Below are 15,635 nucleotides of genomic sequence, written 5' to 3'. Positions count from 1 at the left end.
TCGCATGCGGCACCCGGACCTCAGGGGTGGGGACTATTCGCGGTCGTCGGACTTCTTGCGACGGCTGAGCAGCCAGCCGCCTCCACCGAGGACGACGATCACGGCTGCCGCGATGCCGATCCAACCGCCGGCGCCGAGCCCACCGCCGCCTGCAGCGTCTTCTTCACTGACCGGTTCGACCGAGGCGTAGCCCCAGTAGCCGACCTGGTTGGCGATGCCGCCGCCGTCCGTGGGCTGCTTCGTGAAGTTGTCGAACCGGTCCGAGCGGGAGGCTTCGAGCTGGTTCGGGTACCACAGCGTCACCGAGGGGGCTTCCTCGTAGTGGATGGCCAGGGCCTTCTGGACGAGCTCAGCCCGCTTGGCCTTGTCGAGTTCGACGTGCTGAGCCTGATACAGCTTGTCGAATTCCTTGTTGCACCAACCGTCCTGGCTCGTGCCGCCGTTGCCGTCGGCGTCGGGGCGCTGACCGCAGGTGTTGATGCTCAGCTGGTAGTCGGGATCGGGGTTGATCGACCAAGCGGAGAAGTACATGTCGTAATCGCCCTTGGTGGTGCGTTCGGACACGGTGTCGACATCGGTGGATTCGTTGTCGAGATCGATGCCGATGTCCTTCATCCACGGCTTGATGAACTTCGCTGTGTTCTCTTCGATCGGGTTGTCGGCGTCGGTGAGGAACCGCAGCTTCAACTTCTTTCCGTCCTTTTCGCGGATGCCGTCCGAACCTTCCTTCCACCCGGCGTCATCGAGCAGCTTCTTCGCCTTGCTCACATCGAAGCCGCTGATGACCTTGTTGTCGGGCTTCAGTGCCCACGTCGGGTAGACGGCGGGGATGAAGCTCGTGGCCGGCTGCGCGTAGTCCTGCATGACCTGTTTGCGCAGGGTCTCGGTGTCGATGCCGGCCCGGATGGCCTGGCGGACCTTCTTGTCCTTGAGTGCCTCGTTGCCGGTGCCGAATTCCTTGCCCTTGGCGTCGGCGACTCCCGGGTTGATGGAGATGCCGTTGAAACGGCGGCCGTGGCCGTCGTTGAGTTCGACGTTCTTCGCTCCCTCGAGGGCAGTGAACTGATCGGGGCTGAGCCCGGTGATGAAGTCGACCTCGCCGGAGCGAATCGCCTGCACCTGGGCGTCGGAATTCGTGTAGTAGCGATACTGAATCTCGTCGAGCTTCGGCTTGCCGCGCCAGAAGTTCGGGTTGGCCTTGAGCGTGATCGACTTGTTCGCTTCATAGGACTCGAGCTGGAACGGTCCCGAACCAACCGACTGCTCGTCGTTCTTGAAGTCGCTGGGTTTGTCGATCTTCGACCACACGTGTTCGGGAACGACGGGGATCTCCTGGCCGGGGTTGTTCGCCTGCGGCTTCTTCAGGGTGATGACAAGGGTGGATTCGTCGGGGGCTTCGACCTTCTCGAAGTTTTCGACGAGGCTGCCGTTGGCCACCGCCATCTCGTCCTTCTCCATCATCTGGTTGTAGGTCCAGGCGACGTCCTTCGAAGTCAGCGGTTCATCATCGGACCACTTCATGTCCGGTCGCATCGTGTACGTCCAGACCTTGCCATCGGAGTCCGTGGTCCACTCGGTGGCCAGTCCTTCTGTGACGGAGCCGTCCTTCGCGTCGTTGGCCACAAGGTTCTCGTACATGTACCGGAACGTGTTGGTCGGGACCAGATAGAAGGAGGTGAAGGGATTGAACGAATCGACGAAGCCGTCGGTGGCGATCCGCAGGACGTTGTCGTCGGCCGGAGCCTCGGAGGTGGCGGCCTGGGCCGGCGCGGTGGCCAACGACCCGGCAAGTGCCAGTGCTGCGGCGCCGGCCAGGCATCGTTGCCAGCCTTTGCGCAGTGTGCCGTGTCTGCGCGACGTGTGGTGAGTGAACATCATTGTCCTTCTGCTCGTGCGGTGATTCATTTGTCACTCCCCGACCGGGACGAATGGGTCGTTCGTCGGACTCAGGGTGAGTGTGTTCCTTATCACTCTACGTTCGAAGTGACGTGTTTTCGGCGCAACACCACACAAAGATGCTTGTCAGCGACTGTGCAAACACCACAGCGGTCGTGGAGCGACCGCCCTCTCCGCTTCTCAGGCTTTCTGCGTCGATCGGTCGACGCTGCGGTGGGCGATCTGTTCGGAGGTCTCGGCTTTGCGCAGCCTCTGCACGATCGCGATGCCGACGAGCACCGCCAGGCCGATGAGCGAGATCCACAGGGCCGGGTAGACCAGCGCGATCCCGCCGGCGACCAGCAGCACTCTCTCCACCACGTTGGTGACGCCGAAGAAGTAGCCGGCCATTCCCGCGGCCACGCCGACCATCCCCAGGCACAGCGTCACGAGGGCCGTGACCATGTCCTGCCAGGTTCCCTGCAGCAGCAGCGCCGGCTGGAGGATGAAGACGTAGGGGATGAGGAATCCGGCGATCGCGATGCGCACTGCAGTCATTCCTGCCTTCATCGGGTTCGCGGCCGCGATGCCGGCACCCGCATAGGCAGCGAGGCAGACGGGCGGGGTGATGTCGGCGAGGATGCCGAAGAAGAAGACGAACATGTGCGCGGCGATCAGCGGCACATCGAAGTTGTTGTACAGGATCGGCGCGGCGACCGTTGCCGTGACCACGTAGTTCGCGGTTGTCGGAAGACCCATGCCGAGGACCAGGCAGGCGATCATGACCATGAACAGCACGATGAAGAAGTTGCCGCCGGCCAGGTTGACCAGACCCTTGCCCAGCTGACCACCGAGACCGGTCACGGTCACCGTGCCGGCGACGATGCCGGCCGTGGCACAGGCGGCGATGACCGGCAGCGCCGTGCGCGCTCCCGCGATGAGGACGTTGACGAGCGCCCTGGGGCTGAGACGGGTCATCTTCCGCAGGAAACTGAGGAGGAAGGCTGTGCCGATGCCGAACAGCGCCGCGCGGATCGGAGACATGCCCGAGAGCAGCGTGAGCACGATGACCACCAGCGGCAGCAGCAGGTCGAGCCGCTTGAGCAGTTCGCGACCTTCCGGCAGGGCGGATTTCGCCATCCCGAGGATGCCGCTCATCTTCGCTTCGAAGTGGATGGACAGGAACGCACCGAGGAAGTAGAGCAGTGCCGGGATGATGGCGATGACGATGAGGCCGTTGTATTCGAGGTCGGGCACATTCTGGGCCATGATGAACGCGGCAGCGCCCATGATCGGCGGCATGATCTGACCGCCGGTCGACGCCGTGGCCTCGGTGGCGGCGGCGAAGTGGGGCTTGAACCCGGCCTTCTTCATCAGCGGGATGGTGAACGATCCCGAGGCGACGGTATTGGCCACCGAGGATCCGGAGACCATTCCCTGGAGCCCGGAGGCGACGACGGCCGCCTTCGCCGGTCCTCCGGTGTAGCGTCCGGTGAGCCGGAAGGCGAGGTCGTTGAAGAACTGACCGATGTTCGTGTGCACGAGCATCACGGCGAAGAACAGGAAGAGGAAGATGAAGTTGGCCGAAACCTGCACCGGGGTGCCGAAGATGCCGGAGCCGTTGGACAGGAACATGTTCGTCGCGAGGTCCTCGACGCTCAGCCCGGAGTGCCTGAAGACAGGGCTGTGGTTGCCGAAGAGCCCGTAGAACAGCGCAGCCCCGGCGATGACGACGATGGGCAGACCGACGCAGCGACGGGTAGCTTCGAGGATGAGCAGCACGCCGAGGATCGCCACGACGAAGTCGAGAGTCGAATAGCCGAGGATCTGGACGGAGTTGCTCACCAGACGCGAGTAGTCGAAGAAGACGTAGAGATTGCAGAACAGCCCGGCGAGGCCGAGCAGCACGTCGTACCAGGGGACACGGCTGCCGCGGCCGATGAGGAAGTCGGCGACGCGGTTGCCGGTGGCGGGAGCGTCGAGGAGCCTCCTGCCGGCCGGGTAGAGGAAGAAGATCAGCGCGGTCGCCCCGGCCAGGTGGAGTGACGAATGCATCCACGTGTTGAACGGCCGTTCGAGTGCGGCGTAGAGGTGGTAGAGGGTGAAGACGACGGAGACACCGCCGATCACCCACGCCCACCAGCCGAGGTCCGTTCGGAACCGACTCGAGGAGTCGACGTCACGCAGGGCCTTCTCTCTCGCCTGATCGGCCGCCACCGTCGGCGCGGCAGCCGTCCCGGCCGAGGAGTCCCCCGGCCGGGGTGCTGTCGTCTCGTCACTCACGGCAGGTCGACGCCCTCTTCTTCGAAATACTTCTTGGCTCCGGGATGCAGCGGGACGTCTCCGATTCCCTGCATCGCGGTGTCCTTCTCGATGAGCTTGCCGACGTCGAGGGTGATGCCGTCGGCGTTCTCGAACACAGCCTTGGTCAGCCCGTAGGCCGTGTCTTCGCTGACTTGTTCGGTCGACGCCACCAGAGCGGCGAACACGGAGACCGTCGGCACGTCATCGTCGAGGAAGTCGTAGGCCTCGGCAGGGATGTCATAGGACTCCGCGCCCGTCGACTCCTCGATCGCCGAGACGACGTCATCATCGAGCTCGAGCAGCCTGACGTCGGTCGAGGCGGCCAGCTGGGTCAGACCGGCGACCGGCGTGCCCACGACGAAGATCGTCGCGTCGATCTGCTTGTCGCCGAGCATATCGGTCGATGCCCCGAAGTCCGTGACCTCGGGGGTGTATTCGGACTCGCCGATGTCCGCGGCTTCGAGGATCGCATCGGAGATCGCCCGCGTGCCCGATCCGGCGTCACCGACGGCGATCTTCTTGCCCTTGAGGTCATCGACGGACTTGATGTTCGAATCATCGCGGACGATGATATGCGCGGCCTCCGGGTAGAGGGAGGCCAGCCAGCCGATGTTGTCGAGCTTCGTGCCGTCCAGGTCCTCGAGCTCACCGTTGACCGCATCGTTCGCAGTATCGCTCTGGGTGAAGCCCATCTGCCATTCGCCCTGGTAGATCTTTCCGAGGTTCTCGGCCGATGCTCCTGATTCGACGTAGTTGACGGTGACCCCGTCGACGTCGTCCTCGAAGATCGAGGCGAGTTCACCGCCGAGCGGATAGTAAGTGCCCGAAGTGCCGCCGGTGCCGAGGGTGAGGTCGTCCGTGGTTTCGCCCCCGCCCCCGCTGCCTCCGGATCCGCAGGCTGTCAGGCTGAGAGCCAAGGCGGCGATGGCCGCGATGGTCGCGCGTCGGAATGTCATGTCGTCCTTCCTGGTACGTCGTCGTCACCAGCTGCTCTGCTGGATACTCAGTGAACTCCCTAGAGATTATGCGGACACAGGGAGCTTTTGGCCACTTGACCTGAATGTTTGCTGAATCGTTAGACGCCGCTCCCTTCGACCTTCCGGCCCAGATTCCGCAGCTCCGCCTCGCCCGCCTCGGCTAGGACGTCGTCGATCGTCTGGCCCTGCCGGATGAGGAAGAACTGGAGCGTGCCTTCTCCCTCTGCTTCGATGCCGACCACAGCGCGATATCCGTACACGGGCACCCGCGGGAGCAGGTTGTAGGAGAACGGGTTCGAGAAGTAGTAGGCACCGGTCTCGGGCACGGCCACGAGGTCGCCGACGTCGAGGCGCGGCAGCAGCCGATCACGGGCGAGGAGGTCACCGGAGAAGCAGGCGGGGCCGGCGACGTCGGTGGGGACCGTCTCGGCGATCTTGGGCTCACCGGAGGCGGTGAACGGCAGGATCCGCAGCGGCCAGTCCGCGGGGGCGTAGGCGGTGCGCGTGGCGACCTGGACACCGGCGTGGGTCATGGCGATGTGTCGCCCGCCAGTGGTCTTCGCGTATTCGACGCGGGTGAGGATGGTGCCGGCCTTCGCCAGCAGCGCGCGGCCGAATTCGGTGACGACGTCGAAGTCGAACAGCTCCGGCACTTCCTCATCGAGTGCGGAGCGGTAATCAGCGAAGGTCGGGGTGACGCCCTCGCCGTCGAAGTTCACCGACAGTCCGCCGCCGATGTCGATGCGCGTGATCTGGCGGGTTGCGGCGCGCGCATTGATCTCCAGGGCGAGGTCGACGGCGGCGCGGATGCCGGCGGCGGCCTTGTCGAGGCTGATGCCCTGAGAGCCGGAATGAACGTGGATCTGATTGAGCCAGGGACGGCCGAGATGAGCCGCGATGAGCGCCTCACGGATTCCCGGGTCGGCGAGTCCGACGCCGAATTTCGAGGTCTCGGTCGCTGTGCTCAGAGCACCGATCGCGCCTGTCCCCGATTGCGGATTGATGCGGAACCCGATCCTCGCCGAGGCGGAGCCGCGGCCGTGTTCGCCCAGGAGGGTATCGAGGCGGGCGAGTTCATCGAAATTGTCGACATTGATCGAGACCCCGAGCTCGACCGCGCGACGCAGCTCCATCCAGGTCTTGGCCGGAGAGTCGAAGACGATCCGATCGGGTGCGAAACCGGCGGCGAGGGCGAGTTCGAGCTCTCCGGGGCTTGCGACTTCGCAGCCCGCACCGGCCTGCGCGTAGCGACGCAGCAGTGACGGCAGCGGCGCAGCCTTGCAGGCCACCGCGTGGAGGACCTCACGATCGGATGCAAAAGCAGAAGTCAGATGTTCGAAAGCGGCGTCCACTGCGTCGAGGTCGACGAGTCCGAGAACAGGCGACTGATCCGACAGCGCGGGAACGTCATCGCGAACCGCGGCCCCGAGGCCGGAGGTGCCAGCGGATCGCGCGCCGGTGACTCCGAGACCGGCCGTTCCGAGGCCGGCCGCTCCGAGACCGACGTGGTCGGCTCCGGAGGCGGCGGGAGGGGTGCTGTTCTCGGCGATCGCTCTGATCGCGTGTGCGCGACTGTCCGCGATGGGCTGCTGGCTGCGGGGCATGACATCCTTTGTTCGTGATCTGATGTCACTTTAGGACGGCTGACCTCGTGGAACCGACAAATCCGCACCAAACTTCACCAAGGTCGATTGTAGGTTTCACACCATGACGGAACGACGGCCGGCGACGTTCGGCCGCCGGGTCGACAACCGTCCGACTTCAGACACCGGGCCTCAGCCACCGGCCCGGTCGTGAGCGAGCACCGCGAGTTCGAGCCACAGCCGCTCGGCGGGTTCTGCCGTCGATAAGCCGGTGATCTCCTCGATCCGACCGAGCCGGTGCCGCAGCGAATTCGTATGCACGTGCAGCCTGCGGGACGCCTCGGCGGAATTGCCGACCGTGGCGAAATAGACTCGCAGAGTTTCGAGCAGGCTGCCGTTGTGGGCCGCATCGTGCGCGGCCAGTGCCCGAGCCGGCCACACCACGCTTCCGACGTCTGCCCCGGCGGCTCCAACATCGGCACCTGCAGCATCGCCCTCGGCAGCGAGCAGGGCATCGGCGACGCGCAGTCCGATGACCTCGGCGGCAACGTCTTCAACGGTCGCTCCGATGATCGCCTGGGCCGCCTCGGCGCTTCCCTCTCCCCGTCTCGCCTTCGCAGGGCCCTGACCGCCCCTGTCCGCGTCGCCGTCAGCTCGCCCTCCGTCAGCTCGACCGTCGTCAGCACCACCGCCGTCAGCTCGACCGTCGTGAGCACCACTGCCGGCCGCGTGCTGTCCGCTGTTCAGGGCATCGACGACGTATGCGGCTTCCGACCAGGAACGATGAACCCGATCGAGGCGGTCGACCGGAGCACCGACGCCGAAGCTCAGCCCCTCAGCACCCGGCAGCGAACGCCGCAGCGTCGACAGCACACGGTTCCGAATCTGCGCGGCATCCGCTGGTGCGCTCATCTGCACGAGAGCCGCAAGATGCTCCCCCGTCCCCGACTCGACCTGCGAGAGCACGGCATCGGCGAAAGCGGCCCGCAGATGGAACCGCAGGACGGGCTCTCGTTCGGGGGCCACCTCGGCGAAGGCAAGGACACAGTAGTGCCCGGCGAACGGGAGGGCGAGCAGGGTCGCCGAGGGGCCGAGTTCGGCGGACCCGGCGAGGATCGCGGCGAGCGCCTCCCGCCGGATGCGCTTCTCGAACGGTGAGCGCCGCAGCGTCCGCAGCATCACCGGCAGGGCGGCACGAGCGGCATCGCGCAGCACCTCCCGCAGCGGAGCCGGGTCGAGCTCGGCCGGGTAGGCCGCCCAGATCGTGCCGATGAGTTCGCCCTCGCTGCGCAGGGCGATGACGGACCGAGCCGGCGATGCGCCCGCGGCGGGACGCTCGACGACATCGGTCGATCGCCGGACCGTGTCGAGGAAGCCGGACTCCTCGAGCTCGGCGATCCGCCAGCCGGGGATGGCCCCGGACAGAATCGTCTCGCGCCGAATCTCATCGATGTCATCGCCGAGGTTGGCATGGGCAAGCACACGCGAGGCCGGGTCCTCGATCGTGATCGATGCCCCCGTGGAATCCGCGATGACCGCGGCCAGGGAACTGAGATCGTCGGCATCGGGCCAGGCCAGAGCGCTCGTCGCACCTTCCGTGAGCTGCCGCAGGTGGACAAGCACCTCCGACCAGGTCACGTGCGGCGACCGTTCGAGGAGCACCGGAGCCTCGCCCCCGCTTGCTGGAGCATCGTCGGCGGTGTGCGCACCCTCGCCGAGGTGGGTGTGCGATCCGGGTGGAAGGACCAGTGCCGCTGCTCCCGCATAGTCGGCCAACACCGTGCCCAGTCCCGCGCGACTGTGCACCTCCTCGGTGACGAGGACGACGGTGCCCGACCGCGCGCGGTCGGCCCGATACGAGCCACGGTAGGAGACCACGGTGCTGCGGCTGCGATCGGCCTCCTCGGCGCGGGACTCATTCGTCGTCGGCAGGTCGAAGCCGAACTCGATCCGGGTGATGACGACATCGTCGGCCACCTCGGTGAGCGGCAGGAGGAGGCCCTCGGTGTCCCGGATGAGGCGGGACAGGCGCGGGCTCGCGGTGTCGGTCATATCCCCACTGTAGTCAACCGCCGGTGGGGCCCGCGCGGTCGAGTCGGTTGCCGCGGAACAGGGGGCGGCCGCCTCGGCGCGGGAGGTCTATTCCGGGGAATAGAACTTGAACTGGAGGGCCCGGACGACGAGTTGGGCGAGGTTCTTCGCCTCCAGTTTGATGCGCAGGTTCCGGGAGTGCGTTTTCATCGTGTGCATGCTCAGGCCCAGTGCCTCGGCGATCTCGTCGTACCCGAAGCCCTGGCAGAGCAGGATGAGCAGCTCCAGCTCGCGCTCCGTCAGCTGCGGGGCCGATACCGGAGCCTCGGGCAGATAATCGCCGCTGATGGCGATGTCCTCGGCCAGGCCCTTGAGCAGTTCGGGCGACTCCCCCGCCGAGGCGGCACGCACGACCGCGACGAGTTCGCTCTCACCCGCGGTCTTGTTGAGCACGGCCAGGGCACCGGCCTCGAGGCCGCGGGCGATCCCCGGACCCGGCGCCACCGTGGTCAGCAGCACCACATGGGCCCGCGGATCGTGATCGATGATCGCCGCCGTCGCGTCGACCCCGGTCATGCCCGGCGGCATGTTGACGTCCATGAGCACAAGATCGGGGCGACTCGCGACGAAGACATCGACGGCGTCCTCACCGGTGTGGACCGGGTCGAGGACGCGGAATTCGCCAGCGTCACGCAGCGCCGCAGTGATCGCGCGCGTCGTCCAGGAATCGTCGTCGACGACGAGGACGGAGGGGGCGGCTGCGGCTTCGACGTCGGCAGCGGTGGGCGGGTGCGGGACGGGAGGGGTCAAACGTCGACCTTGTCGTGGTCGTCCCTCGACTCGGTCCGTGCGGGGACGGTGCCGGATGTGGTGGGACCGGTGGCCGTTGCGGGCCTGCGGCCGGTCTCGCGGTCGGTTCCGCCGGTTGTGGCGGATCGGGTCTCGGCGGTCGCGCCGAGTCGGGTGTCACCGGTCGCGTCGGAGCGGGTGTCACCGGTCGCGTCAGATCGAGGGTCGATGACGTCGATCATCTCGCTGGTCTCGGCCTTTTCGCTGGTCTCGGCCTTTTCGGTGGTGTCGGCCCTGTCGGCGGTGTCGGCCGTTGCGGTCGGTGACATGAAGCGGACGGGCAGGGCCACCTCGACGATGGTGCGCTTCGCCTCGTCGGAGCCCACTTCACAGGTTCCGCCCACGGCGGTCGCGCGGCTCGACAGCGATCGCGGCACCACGGTCAGCTCAGTCGGCGAATCGTTCGTGCTGCGGCATACGAGCTCGGCCCGGTCGCCGCTCTCACCGCGGATTTCGACGGTCAGGCTCGCGGGCGTGTCCGGGGTGGAGTAGCGGATGACATTCGTGGCGAGCTCAAGCAGGATCGCGCGGAAATGACGGGCGAGCGTGCTCGAGGAATAGCTCGGCAACCACGCGAGCTGCACGTTCAGCGGCACGGATCCGGCAGCGCAGCCGTCCTCGATCGCACTCGTCAGCTGCTCCGCCTCGGCGCGGAACCGGATGCGGGCGTCGCGGGTGCCCGCGGAGCTGGTCTCAGCCTCCCATGTGCTCAGGCTCCTCACGAGCTGGCGCAGGCGTTTGGTCGCTTCGGCGTTGACGAGGGCGAGTTCGGCGAGGAGCCGGTCGGCATGAGCCGGGTCGGTCTCCTTCGCGAGCGTGCGGATGATCGCGGACTCGGTGGTCAGGGAGTGCGAGATCGTGTCGTGCATGTCGCTGGTGAACCGGGCCCGCATCGCGTCGAGGCTGCGCTGATGGTCGACGGCGGCCCGCTCGCGGCGGTCGATCTCACGGCTGATCCGTGCTTCGACGAAGCTCGCGCACAGTCCGAGGAGTGAGTAGGTCAGCCATCCGTAGCCGAGGTCGGTGAACCCCTCGAAGCCCGCGTCGTAGGATCCGACCCAGGTCGAGAGCCCGAGGTAGCCGCCCAGCCCCGCTGTGCCGACGGAGAAGCCGATCCAGCGACGACGACTGATGAGGACCGCCGTGGCCAGCAGCAGCGCCTCGGGGAACATGTTCTCCAGGTCCGGATAGAGCGGCGAGAAGAGGATGCCGAGGCCAGTGGAGGCGATGACGGTCGTCAGCGGCACGAAAGCGGCGAGGAGGATGAGCGCATAGGCCACGACGAGGAACGTCGCATAGCGCGGTTCGACGATTTCGAACGCCCCGGGCACGAGGATGGTCAGGCTCATGATGAGCGCAAGCAGACGGATCGGCAGGTCGATGAAGCGCGGTCCCCTGAGGAACCGCCAGACCCGGGCAGGCACGCTCATGGCGGAGTCGTCGATCGCTGAAGTCATGTGTTCTATTCTGCTACAGTTCCGGCGAACCAGAAACGCCTCCTCCAAAACACCTGACGGCGGCCCAGCTACCTCGCGCGAGGTTGCTGGGCCGCCGTCAGGTAGTAATTGTTAGGGGAGGAGTTCGGCGAGGGCTGCCTCGATGACGTCGAAGGCGTCGTGGAGCAGCTCGTCCGAGATCGTCAGCGGCGGCAGGAAGCGCAGGATATTGCCGAAGGTTCCCGTGGTGAGCACGAGGACACCGTTCTTCGCGCAGTAGTCCGCGATCTTCTTGACCAGGTCCGCGTTCGGTTCGATCGAATCGTGCTCGACGAACTCGGCGGCGATCATGGCGCCGCGGCCGCGGACGTCGCCGACCTCGGGGTACTTCGACTGCAGCTTCGTGAGACGGTCGACGATGATCTCACCGATGTGTCCGGCCCGATCGGCCAGTCCGTCCTCCTCGTACGCGGCGATCGCGCCGAGTGCGGCAGCACAGGCGATGGGGTTGCCGCCGTAGGTGCCGCCGAGGCGGCCCGGTCCGACCGAGTCCATGATGTCGGCGCGACCGGTCACGGCCGACAGCGGCAGGCCGCCGGCGATGCCCTTGGCGGTGGCGACGAGGTCGGGGACGATGCCCTCCCATTCGGAGGCGAACATCTTTCCGGTGCGGGCGAATCCGGCCTGCACCTCATCGGCGACGAAGACGATGCCCTTCTCGCGGGCGTAGTCGACGAGCGTGGGCAGGAAGCCCTCGGCCGGGACGATGAAGCCGCCCTCGCCCTGGATCGGCTCGATGACGATCGCGGCGACGTACTCGGAGCCGACCTGCTTCTCGATCATCGAGATGACGCGCTTGGCGGCATCCTCACCGCTGAGTTTGGTGCCGGCCGCATCGTTGTCGCGGAACGGGTAGGACATCGGCGCACGGTAGACCTCACCGGCGAAGGGGCCGAAGCCGGCCTTGTAGGGCGCGGCCTTCGCGGTCATCGCCATGGTCAGGTTGGTGCGGCCGTGGTAGGCGTGGTCGAAGACGACGACGGCGTCGCGGCCGGTGTGGGCACGCGCGATCTTCACGGCGTTCTCGACCGCTTCGGCACCGGAGTTGAGCAGCACGGTGCGCTTCTCGTGGTCTCCCGGGGTCAGCCGATTGAGCGCTTCTGCCACCTCGACGTAGCTCTCATACGGATTGACCATGAAGCAGGTGTGGGTGAAGGCCTCGAGCTGAGCCTTCGCGTTCTCGACCACGCGCGGGTTCGCGTTGCCGGCGGTGGTCACCGCGATTCCCGAACCGAGGTCGATGAGCTGGTTGCCGTCGGCGTCCTTGAGGATGCCGCCGCCGGCCGCAACCACATAGGCGGGCAGGCTCGAACCGACACCGGTCGCCACGGCAGACTTGCGACGCGTCTCGAGTTCACGGGACTTCGGTCCCGGAATCTCGGTGACGATTTTACGTTCCTGCGGCAGAGCTTCGCCGCCAATCTCGAAAGCTGTCATAAGGGGAACAATAGGGGTTCGCAACGGTTTTTGTCACTTACCGTCCGCAGGCTGAGCAGTACGTCACGCCCAGGGCATCGAACGATCACGATCGGAGCGTTTTCGGTACGGAATCCGTTGCGCCGCTGAGACGGATGTCGCGGCGGTGCGCTGAGGCGCAGTCGTGCCCGCCGGCGCCCCGGTTCGGCACGGATGCCGCTTCGCGCGCGGCCGCCCGCAGACCCGTCGATCAGGGTCGCGAACCGGCGCGATCAGCGGTGCTGATTGCGGGCGTCGACGTCCTTGTTCCGCGCAGGCAGGACCCGTTCGTGTTCGCGCACGGGCACGACGATCGTCTCCTGCGCGCCGACCACGCGGTCGCCGTCACTCATTTCGAAGCTCAGCTGCGCCTCGGGTGACAGATTGCGTTTGACCACGGCCAGACCGATCGGTCCGAGCTCCCAATGCACGGTCACCGAGGTCAGGGTGCCGACGCCGCGTTCGGACCCACGGACCTCCGCGAGCGCCTCGGTGCCGGGGTCGGGGGCGATGTGCCCGGACCCGTCGAGGTGGACGAAGGCCAATCGCCGAGGCGGCTGACCCAGATTGTGCACACGGGCCACGGCCTCCTGGCCGCGGTAGCAGCCCTTGGCCAGGTGGACGGCGGTGCGCAGCAGGTCGAGTTCGCCGACGAGCGCCTTGTGGTCGACCTCGTTCCTCCCCGGCCGCCACGCGGCGATCCGCAGCGCTTCCCAGGCGTCGAACCCGGCCATGTCGAAGTCTCGGACCGACAGTCCCTGCAGCTCGGAGCGTTTGACGATGCCGATGACGAACGGGGTCTCGAGCCCCGGGTGTTCGGTGCCGGCGACGGACTGGCCGAGGTCGACCTGAGCGTAGGAGGCCGAGCCGGGGCCGATGTGCGGCCACGGGTCGGACCACAGCTGGGTCACCGGCAGCTTCTCAGGAAGCGCTGTCACGGCACCGAAGCACTGATAGTCGTCGCTGAGATCGTCGATCTCAACGCGCATCATGAAGACCATCTTGCGCAGGAAATCCAGCGTCTCATCGGTGGCCAGTTCGCTGATCGCCCACAGTGCCTCGCCGTCGTCGACGATCTTCAGCCACCCTTGGATGCGGCCGTTGGGGTCGAGGACCAGCGTTTCGGTGGACACTCCGGGAGCCAGGGCGTCGATCTTCTGCGTCGTGATCGAGTTCAGCCAGGTCAGCCGGTCGGGTCCGCTCAGGCGCAGCACGCGCAGGTGGGCGAGGTCGACGAGGCCGTCCTTGTCCTCGAGCACCCGCTGCTCACGCAGGGACGCTCCGTAGTGGATGGGTGTCTGCGACAGTTCGCCCGCGCCCAGGACTGCAGTCGAGCTCAGCCCGCGGGCGAGCGAGGACCGACGCACCGCCTCGGCGGGGGTGTCGGTGTTCTCCGGCGACGGCGAATCGGAGGGAACGGCATTCGGCGACACAGGATCAGTCATCTTAAGACAGCTTCTTCAATCTGGCAGAGGAATGGGAGGCGAGTTCGTGGCCCATGGCGGCCATGTCCCAGGCCCACATGAGTTCGCCGCCGACGAGGCCGTACATCCGCGTCGAAGCGGAGTACTCCTTCGCGGTCTTCGTCCGGGCCACGACGTCGGTGGCCAGGTCGATGCGCGGGCCCTTGACGGTGCCGGCATAGAGTTCCATGACACCGTGCGGGTGGACGATCTCGGCTTCGATCTCGAAGGCGTCGTCGTTCGTGCGCAGGGTTTCGACCGCGGCGGCAGAGGTGAAGCTCTGTTCGGCCGTAGGCACCATCATGCCCGGTCCGACGTCACCGTCGTCATGCTGACGCACGAGCTGCCAGATCCCGGTCTCCAGGGTCAGGGTCGATTCGAGTTCACCGGACTCATCGAGCAGCCATGCATGCGCGGTGTACTGGAGGAACGGAGTGCCCTCATGGGCGACGAAGTCGATGCGTTGGCCGAACTGCTTCTCAGGCGTGTCCGCATAGCCGACGACACCGACGCCTTCCCAGGACCCGATCAGCCAGGACAGGGGGACGAGCTCAGGATGGACCGAGGCATCAAGTTCGATCATGAGGGATCAGCGGTTGTCTTTGAACAGCGCGGTGACGACCTTGACTCCGACGCCCAGGGCACCGAGAGCGGCGAGGCCGACGAGGCTGGAGAAGACGATTTCGAGGGCAAGAAGATTTTCCATGCTCCCAGTCTACATTTGCTCAGAGTGCGATGCGTTCGAGGGCGTAGACGACGACTCCGCCGAGCGCGATGGGGGCGGCACCGAGGGCCAGCTGCACGGCGAAGCTGCGGGCCTTCTCGACGTTCTTCTTCATCTCGAGGTTCTGCGAGGCTTCGAGGTTCGCCGCTTGGAACTTCGCATACGCGATGAGCCCGAGCATCCGGTCGACAGCGGCTACGAGCAGACCCATGATGATGCCGAGGATGAGAGCGGTGGGCCAGGTGATCGAATCATCGAACACGAGCACGGACAGGATCCCGGCCACGGCGGTCGACATGGCCAGGGCCAGCGGCGAGGTGTAGATCGCCGGCCATGGCAGAGCGGTCATGCACTGCGCCGTGATGAGTGCGATGAGGCCGATGATGATGGCTTCCTTGTCGCCGGGCACCGTGATCGCCGCGACCCAGGTGCTCGCCGACAGGACGATGACGAGGCCGGAGACCTGCGCGGAGACATTCGCCACCGCGTAGGAGGCGCCGATGCCGCGGGTGAGGTTCTGCACGAAGGTCCACAGCAGTCCCAGGCCGGCGAGCACGGGCAGCCAGTCGAGATACGGGGCCGACTCGTCCTGCCACGCTGCGAACAGTCCCGCCATCCCGAAGAGGGCGAGCATGATCGACGTCGCCCGCGGCTGCGGGGAGTCCGTCAGGCGCGGCCACCCGTAGGCGACGCCGAGGACGATGAGTCCGGTCGCCAACAGGAACACTGAATAGCCCCAGTACACGGAGGTGCTGAGGGCCAGCACCAGTACCAGGGCGACGGCTACTCGAATCCATCTGATCACAGCACTATCGTGCCTCATCTCAGCGCACGCAAGCGATTTCGCTCCGGTCCCGCCCGTTCCTTTCAGCCTCGGC

General features: G+C 66.3%; 11 protein-coding genes. All 11 read right to left on the bottom strand.

Annotated features, from left to right (window positions below; all coding sequences use genetic code 11):
- Window positions 1–33 precede the first annotated feature (33 nt).
- The 11 genes from EB836_RS10270 to EB836_RS10220 all read right to left on the bottom strand — a co-directional run bounded on the left by EB836_RS10270 (window position 34) and on the right by EB836_RS10220 (window position 15,562).
- A complete protein-coding gene (locus EB836_RS10270) occupies window positions 34–1,875 on the bottom strand; it encodes an ABC transporter substrate-binding protein (protein ID WP_135540099.1) in 1,842 nt (613 codons plus the stop codon).
- A 201-nt stretch (window positions 1,876–2,076) separates the two neighbouring features.
- Window positions 2,077–4,158, bottom strand: coding sequence for a TRAP transporter permease (locus tag EB836_RS10265; RefSeq protein WP_135540056.1), 2,082 nt, complete (start codon window positions 4,156–4,158; stop codon window positions 2,077–2,079).
- The gene (locus EB836_RS10260) at window positions 4,155–5,135 is read right to left on the bottom strand and encodes a TAXI family TRAP transporter solute-binding subunit (RefSeq protein ID WP_135540054.1); all 981 of its coding nucleotides are present in this window, start codon (window positions 5,133–5,135) and stop codon (window positions 4,155–4,157) included. Before EB836_RS10260 ends, EB836_RS10265 begins: the two co-directional genes overlap by 4 nt.
- A 119-nt stretch (window positions 5,136–5,254) precedes the next feature.
- Window positions 5,255–6,760, bottom strand: a complete 1,506-nt coding sequence (locus EB836_RS10255; protein ID WP_135540052.1) for a diaminopimelate decarboxylase — start codon at window positions 6,758–6,760, stop codon at window positions 5,255–5,257.
- A gap of 171 nt (window positions 6,761–6,931) precedes the next feature.
- Complete coding sequence (locus tag EB836_RS10250) at window positions 6,932–8,791, bottom strand: helix-turn-helix domain-containing protein (RefSeq protein WP_135540050.1); 1,860 nt, start codon at window positions 8,789–8,791, stop codon at window positions 6,932–6,934.
- 87 nt (window positions 8,792–8,878) lie between these two features.
- The gene (locus EB836_RS10245) at window positions 8,879–9,580 is read right to left on the bottom strand and encodes a response regulator transcription factor (RefSeq protein ID WP_135540048.1); all 702 of its coding nucleotides are present in this window, start codon (window positions 9,578–9,580) and stop codon (window positions 8,879–8,881) included.
- A complete protein-coding gene (locus EB836_RS10240) occupies window positions 9,577–11,076 on the bottom strand; it encodes a histidine kinase (RefSeq protein ID WP_135540046.1) in 1,500 nt (499 codons plus the stop codon). Before EB836_RS10240 ends, EB836_RS10245 begins: the two co-directional genes overlap by 4 nt.
- 111 nt (window positions 11,077–11,187) lie before the next feature.
- On the bottom strand, window positions 11,188–12,552 hold the full coding sequence (gabT, locus tag EB836_RS10235) for a 4-aminobutyrate--2-oxoglutarate transaminase (RefSeq protein ID WP_135540044.1): 1,365 nt from the start codon (window positions 12,550–12,552) through the stop codon (window positions 11,188–11,190).
- A 251-nt stretch (window positions 12,553–12,803) separates the two neighbouring features.
- Window positions 12,804–14,015 carry a folate-binding protein YgfZ gene (locus EB836_RS10230; RefSeq protein ID WP_135540042.1) on the bottom strand — a complete coding sequence of 404 codons (1,212 nt, stop codon included), beginning with the start codon at window positions 14,013–14,015 and terminating at the stop codon, window positions 12,804–12,806.
- Between the two features lies 1 nt (window position 14,016).
- Window positions 14,017–14,616, bottom strand: coding sequence for an FABP family protein (locus EB836_RS10225; RefSeq protein ID WP_135540041.1), 600 nt, complete (start codon window positions 14,614–14,616; stop codon window positions 14,017–14,019).
- 142 nt (window positions 14,617–14,758) lie between these two features.
- Window positions 14,759–15,562 carry an ammonia permease gene (locus EB836_RS10220; protein ID WP_240689817.1) on the bottom strand — a complete coding sequence of 268 codons (804 nt, stop codon included), beginning with the start codon at window positions 15,560–15,562 and terminating at the stop codon, window positions 14,759–14,761.
- Window positions 15,563–15,635 lie beyond the last annotated feature (73 nt).

The sequence above is a fragment of the Brevibacterium sp. S111 genome, from assembly GCF_004745075.1.
Taxonomy (GTDB): Bacteria; Actinomycetota; Actinomycetes; order Actinomycetales; family Brevibacteriaceae; genus Brevibacterium.
Note: the sequence above shows the minus strand (reverse complement) of the source record. Positions and strands in the feature narration are given on the sequence as shown.